Raw genomic sequence first — 6388 nt, 5'->3', positions numbered from 1 at the left:
CCGAGAGAAACTCCTCCTTGATCCCGCCAAAACCGTCTCCTTCCAGAGAACCCAATTCTACTTGGTCCACTGTCCGGAAACTTCGAAGCACCTCATGGTTTTGTCGGTCCTCTTCGCTGGGATTGGTAGTGGGGGCCGGAGGCGTGCGTAGATCATCTTTGTGCTGCGGGGTGCCGGTTGGCGGCGTGGCCGGGTTGATCGGTCCGGCTGTTCGCGGAAAAAATGTGGGGCCTCGATCGAGTGAACTTGCTTTGCGCGGGGCCCCTACGAACCTGCGGTGGGGAAGAGCGGTGGGAGGGGCAAGCCCACCCCACCCGCGGGAGAGCTTGGCAGGCTCGTCCCCCCACGCAAAGCAAGTCCACCCAATCACGGCGCATGGCGGGGGCGCGTTGCGTTCTGTGCGGGTTGGGATCCTGCGGCGGTTTCCGGGATGGTCGGGAAGAAGCCGGAACAGCCGGAGCGATGTGGCAGGAGCACTTTGCGTTGGGTACGGGCTGGGCTCAAGCGGCGGTTTCCAGGGTGGCCGGGAAGAAGCCGCAACGGCCCGAACCATGTGACAGAAGCACATGCGTTGAGTGCGGGCTGGGCTCAAGCGGCGGTTTCCAGGGTGGCGGGGAGGAAGCCGGAACGGTCGGAGCGATGTGGTGGGAGCACGCCACGTTGAGCGGGCTGGACTCATGCGGTGGTTGTGGGGAAGACCGGTGTAGCCGCGTCATGTCAGGCATGGGCCGGGGACCGGGCGGCGGTTGAGAGGTAGGGCGGGCCGGGGAACCTTGCGCCGGCGGGCAAAGCGGGCAAGAGGTTGGGGCGCTTGCGCGGGGACCGTGCTCGTTGGTCTGCGGTCCGGCAAATCGCGGCGCGTTCGCGGTTGGCTGTGGCTTGCCCGCGCCCGGCGCGGGCAAGCCACTGCGGGACTAGCCGACGAAGTGGAAGGTTTCCGGGTCTGGGCCGACGCGCTTGGCGGTTTCCAGAGTGGCGATGGTGGCGAGGTCTTCGGTGTCCAGTTCGAAGTCGAAGATCTCGATGTTGCTCTTGATGCGTTCCGGGGTCACCGACTTCGGGATGACGATGTTCCCCAGCTGCACGTGCCACCGCAGGATCACCTGGGCCGCCGACTTCCCGTGCTTCTCCCCCACCTTCGCCAGCGACGCGTCGCCCAGCAGGTTGCCCTGGGCCAGGGGGCTCCAGGCTTCCGTGGCGATGCCGTGCTCCGCGTGGAACTCGCGCAGTTCCGGCTGGGGCAGTTGCGGGTGCAGCTCGATCTGGTTCACCGACGGCACGACGCCCGTCTCGTCCAGCAGGCGCTGGAGGTGGGCGACCGAGAAGTTGGAGACGCCGATGGAGCGGGCCTTGCCGTCGGCCTTGATCCGCTCCAGGGCACGCCAGGTGTCCACATAGGTGTCGTTGTTGGGCATGGGCCAGTGGATGAGGTACAGGTCCACGTGGTCCAAGCCGAGCTTCTCCAGGCTGGCGTCCACGGCGCGCAGCGTGGAGTCGTAGCCCTGGTCGGCGTTCCACAGCTTGGTCGTCACGTGCAGCGCCGACCGCTGGAGGCCCGCGGCCGCCACGGCGCGGCCGGTGCCGCGCTCGTTGCCGTAGATGGCTGCCGTGTCGATCGCGCGGTAGCCCGCCTCCAGCGCGGTGGCCACGGCCGCGGTGACCTCGTCGTCCGGGACCTGCCAGACACCGAAGCCCACCTGGGGGATCGTGGTGCCGTCGTTGAGCTTGACGTCGGGAACGGTAGACATGGGACAGACGCTACGCGTTGTGGCCCGTCCCCGAACATGAGGGACGGGCCACAACGGGGACTAGCTGTACGCCTCGAGCGGCGGGCAGGAGCAGACCAGGTTCCGGTCGCCCTTCGCGCCGTCGATGCGGCGCACCGGGGGCCAGATCTTCGGCGCGGACGTGCCCGCCGGGAACACCGCTTCCTCGCGGGAATACGGGTGGTCCCACTTGCCCGCGATGGACGCCGCCGTGTGCGGGGCGTTGACCAGCGGGTTGTCGTCCTTGGGCCACTCCCCCGCCGCGAGCCGGTCGATCTCGCCGCGGATGGCGACCATGGCCGCGACGAACCGGTCGATCTCGGCCAGGTCCTCGCTCTCGGTCGGCTCGACCATCAGCGTCCCGGCGACCGGGAACGACATGGTCGGTGCGTGCAGGCCGTAATCGGCGAGGCGCTTGGCCACGTCGTCGACGGTCACGCCCGTGGCCTTGGTGATGGGCCGCAGGTCCAGGATGCACTCGTGGGCGACGAAACCGCCCGCACCGGCGTAGAGCACCGGGAAGTGCTCATCCAGCCGCCGGGCGACGTAGTTGGCCGCCGCGACGGCGGTCAGCGTGGCGCGGCGCAGGCCGTCGGCCCCCATCATCCGCACGTACGCCCACGAGATCGGCAGGATCGATGCGCTGCCCCACGGCGCCGCGCTGATCGGGCCGACACCGGTCTCCGGGCCCGCCGCGGGCTGGAGCGGGTGGTTGGGCAGGAACGGCGCCAGGTGCGCGCGCACCCCGATCGGGCCGACGCCCGGGCCGCCGCCGCCGTGCGGGATGCAGAAGGTCTTGTGCAGGTTCAGGTGCGACACGTCCGACCCGAACTTGCCGTACCGGGCCAAGCCGATGAGCGCGTTGAGGTTCGCGCCGTCGACGTACACCTGGCCGCCCGCGTCGTGCACCAGCGCGCACACCTCGCGCACGGTGTCCTCGTAGACGCCGTGCGTGGACGGGTAGGTGATCATGATCGCGGCGAGGTCGTCGCGGTGCTCGTCGACCTTCTTGCGCAGGTCGGCCAGATCGATGTTGCCCGAGTCGTCGCACGCCACCACGAAGACCCGCATGCCCGCCATGACCGCGCTGGCCGCGTTCGTGCCGTGTGCGCTCGACGGGATCAGGCAGACGTCGCGCTCGCCGTGGCCCTGGGAGCGGTGGTAGGCGCGGATGGCCAGCAGACCGGCGAACTCGCCCTGGCTGCCCGCGTTCGGCTGGAGGCTGACCGCGTCGTACCCGGTCAGCTTCGCCAGCCACGACTCCAGGTCGCGGACGACGGTCAGGATGCCCTCGGCGTCCTCGACCGGCGCGAACGGGTGCAGGTCGGCGAAGGCGGGCCAGGTGATCGGCTCCATCTCCGCGGTCGCGTTGAGCTTCATCGTGCACGAGCCCAGCGGGATCATGCTGCGGTCCAGCGCGACGTCCTTGTCCGACAGGGACCGCAGGTAGCGCAGCAGCGCGGTCTCCGAGCGGTGCGTGGCGAACACCGGGTGGGTCATGAACTCCGAGGTCCGCACCAGGTCGGCGGGCAGCGCGTCGGCGGTCTCGGCGTCCAAGGCGTCGACGTCACCCGCCACCCCGAACGCCTGCCACACGGCGGCGAGGTGCGCGCGGACGGTGGTCTCGTCGGTCGCGATGCCCACGTGGTCGTCGTCGGCCAAGCGCAGGTTGACGCCCAGCTCGCGGGCCGCCGCCACGACCTCGCCGGCCCGGCCGGGGACGCGGGCGAGCACGGTGTCGAAGAACGCGGACCCCACCACCTCGACCCCGCCCCGGCGCAGCCCCTCGGCCAGCACGACGGCCATCCGGTGCGTGCGGGTCGCGATCGACCGCAGCCCCTCCGGGCCGTGGTAGACGCCGTACATCGACGCGACGACGGCCAGCAGCACCTGCGCGGTGCAGATGTTCGACGTGGCCTTCTCGCGGCGGATGTGCTGCTCGCGGGTCTGCAACGCCAACCGGTACGCGGGCTTGCCGTCGGCGTCGGTGCTGACCCCGACCAGGCGGCCCGGCAGCTGCCGCTCCAGGCCCTTGGCGACGGCCATGTACCCGGCGTGCGGGCCGCCGAAGCCCATCGGCACGCCGAAGCGCTGGGTGGTGCCGACGACGACGTCCGCGCCGATCTCGCCGGGCGCGCGCAGCAGCGTCAGCCCCAGCAGGTCGGCGGTGACCGCGACCTTGGCGTCACGGCCGTGCGCCTCGCGGATCAGCTCCGCGTGGTCGCGCACCGCGCCGGAGGCACCCGGGTAGGCCAGCAGGACGCCGAAGAAGTCGTCCAGCGGCAGGCCCTCGGCCAGGTCGGCCAGCACGACCTCGATGCCGAGCGGCTCGGCGCGGGTCTGGATGACGGCCACGGTCTGCGGGAAGGTGTCGGCGTCGACGACGAACCGGTTCGACTTGGACCGGCCCGCGCGGCGCAGCAGCGTCATCGCCTCGGCCGCGGCGGTGGACTCGTCCAGCATCGACGCGTTGGCCGTGGGCAACCCGGCCAGGTCGGCGACCATGGTCTGGAAGTTGAGCAGCGCCTCCAGCCTGCCCTGGCTGATCTCCGGCTGGTACGGGGTGTAGGCGGTGTACCAGGCGGGGCTCTCCAGCACGTTGCGCCGGATCACCGGCGGGGTGTGCGTGCCGTGGTAGCCCAGGCCGATCATCTGGGTCAGCACGCGGTTGCGGCCCGCCAGGTCGCGCAGCTCGGCGAGGGCCTCGACCTCGGTGGCCGGGGCGGGCAGGTCGATGGCCAGGTCGCGCTCGCGGATCGAGTCCGGGACGGCGTGCTGGGCCAGCTCCTCCAGCGACCCGACGCCGATGACGTCGAGGATCCGGGCCAGCTCGGCCGGGCGGGGGCCGACGTGCCGGTCGGCGAAGGGGGTGCCGTGCTCAAGGGCGGCGAGCGGGATGCGGTCAGCGGTCATCGGGCGGAGCTCCTCGGCGTCACAGGGGTCGGGCCGGGACGGACTCACGTCCGCCAGCCCTCCCCCTCTGTCCGTGCCCGACAACCCGGGCGCCTGAGAGCTTCGTCCGGGCGCGCCGGACTTGCACCTTCGGCGGGGCGCCCCGGCGGTGGCCGGCTTGCCCGCTTTCCAGAGGCGTCTCACCCGCGCGGTCCGTTTGCCTGAGAGGTTCCGGGGAGGATTTGCTCCTTCGGCGCCGTCCCGGTCCGGGTGGACCGGGCGGACTCTCCCGCGTGGGTTCAGCGACGCCCGGCGAGTCTAACCCGATCCGGTGATAACTCGATTGCGAGCGAGGTCGCACCCCGGGTGCACTCTGCAGATCATGGACACCACCGCCGTGCGCGCCGCCTTCGACGACCAGCTGCGGCGGCACCTGCCCGCCTCCGACGCGGGCACGGTCGTCCAGCTGACTGCCGCGCTCACCCGGCACCTCGGCTCGACACCGGACTACTTCTCCGGGGTGGTCTGGTCCGACCTGGACGAGCGGACCGCCGACGCGGCGATCGCGGACGCGGTGGCCTGGTTCCGGTCCCTGGACGACGGCGAGTGGAAGTACTACGGCCACGACACCCCCGTCGACCTGCCCGCGCGCCTGGTGGCCGCCGGTCTGCGGGCGGGGCCCGCCGAGGCGGTGATGGTGGCCGAGGCCGCCGAGGTGCCGGTGTTCGAGCCGCCCGCGGGAGTGCGGCTGGTCGACGTGCGCGACCCGGACGACGTGGACCGCGTGGTGGTGGCGCACAACCGGGCGTTCGGCGCGGAGTTCCCCCGGCTGGGGCGGCGGCTGCGGGAGGTGCTGGCGCAGACCCCGGAGTTGCTCGACCTGGTGGTGGCCGTCGCGGACGGCGAGCCGGTGTGCGGCGCCCGGACCGAGTACGTGCCGGGTACCGACTTCGCGACCCTGTGGGGCGGCGGGACCGTCCCCGAGTGGCGGGGACGCGGGATCTACCGGGCCCTGGTGAGCCACCGGGCGCGGCTGGCAGAGGCGCGGGGCGCCCGGTACCTCCAGGTCGACGCACTCCCGACCAGCGAACCGATCCTGCGCCGCGTCGGTTTCACCCGCATCACCACGACCACGCCTTACACGCTCTGACCAGGCGCTATCCCGCGACGCGCGGGGCCAGCCCGCCCACGATGAGCGACAGCCCCGCCTCGAAGGCCGACTCGTGATCGATGCTCGGCACATCGGCCGGTAGGTCCTGGCTCTCGCCGGGACTCGCCTGCTCCTCCAGGACGCTGCCGACCGTGAAGCGACTGGCGGTCAGCATCGCCAGCTGAGCCTCCCGCTCGGGCACGCCGGAGTCGACGAGGAATGCCATCTTGTGCCGGATCCGGTCGAGGTCGGCGGTGGGCGGGGCGCCCGCGTGCAGGCGCGCGCCGTCGCGGCGCAGGAGCAGGGTGCGCCGGAAGCCGCGGGTGTTCGCCAGGAACCAGTCGCGCCAGTCGTCCCCGGCCGTCGGCAGCGGTTCGGCGGCGTGGGGCGCCATCGCGGCCTGGGCCATGGCGGCCAAGAGGTCCTTCTTGGTGCGGAAGTGCCAGTACAGCGACGGCTGCTCCACCCCCAGCCGCTGCGCCAGCCGCCGGGTGCTGACGGCGTCCAGGCCGACCTCGTCGAGCAGGTCGAGCGCCTCGGCCACCACGACCTCGCGGTTCATCTTCGCCACGTTGACAAC

General features: G+C 71.6%; 4 protein-coding genes and 1 riboswitch. Of the genes, 1 reads left to right on the top strand and 3 read right to left on the bottom strand.

What is annotated here, in order from left to right:
• Nucleotides 1-914 precede the first annotated feature (914 nt).
• The gene (locus tag CLV40_RS36190) at nt 915-1748 is read right to left on the bottom strand and encodes an aldo/keto reductase (protein WP_104483550.1); all 834 of its coding nucleotides are present in this window, start codon (nt 1746-1748) and stop codon (nt 915-917) included.
• A 60-nt stretch (nt 1749-1808) separates the two neighbouring features.
• The gene (gene gcvP / locus CLV40_RS36185; protein WP_104483549.1) at nt 1809-4679 is read right to left on the bottom strand and encodes an aminomethyl-transferring glycine dehydrogenase; all 2871 of its coding nucleotides are present in this window, start codon (nt 4677-4679) and stop codon (nt 1809-1811) included.
• A gap of 178 nt (nt 4680-4857) precedes the next feature.
• Nucleotides 4858-4960, bottom strand: a riboswitch (glycine riboswitch).
• Nucleotides 4961-5040: 80 nt separating this feature from the next.
• On the opposite strand from gcvP, the gene CLV40_RS36180 reads away from it, so the two are divergent.
• Nucleotides 5041-5808 (top strand): GNAT family N-acetyltransferase, encoded by a 768-nt coding sequence (locus tag CLV40_RS36180; protein WP_104483548.1) that lies wholly within the window; start codon nt 5041-5043, stop codon nt 5806-5808.
• A 7-nt stretch (nt 5809-5815) separates the two neighbouring features.
• On the opposite strand, the gene CLV40_RS36175 is transcribed toward CLV40_RS36180, so the two are convergent.
• Nucleotides 5816-6370 (bottom strand): TetR/AcrR family transcriptional regulator C-terminal domain-containing protein, encoded by a 555-nt coding sequence (locus CLV40_RS36175; protein ID WP_181043971.1) that lies wholly within the window; start codon nt 6368-6370, stop codon nt 5816-5818.
• Between the last annotated feature and the right edge of the window lie 18 nt (nt 6371-6388).

This window comes from Actinokineospora auranticolor (assembly GCF_002934265.1).
GTDB lineage: Bacteria > Actinomycetota > Actinomycetes > Mycobacteriales > Pseudonocardiaceae > Actinokineospora > Actinokineospora auranticolor.
Note: the sequence above shows the minus strand (reverse complement) of the source record. Positions and strands in the feature narration are given on the sequence as shown.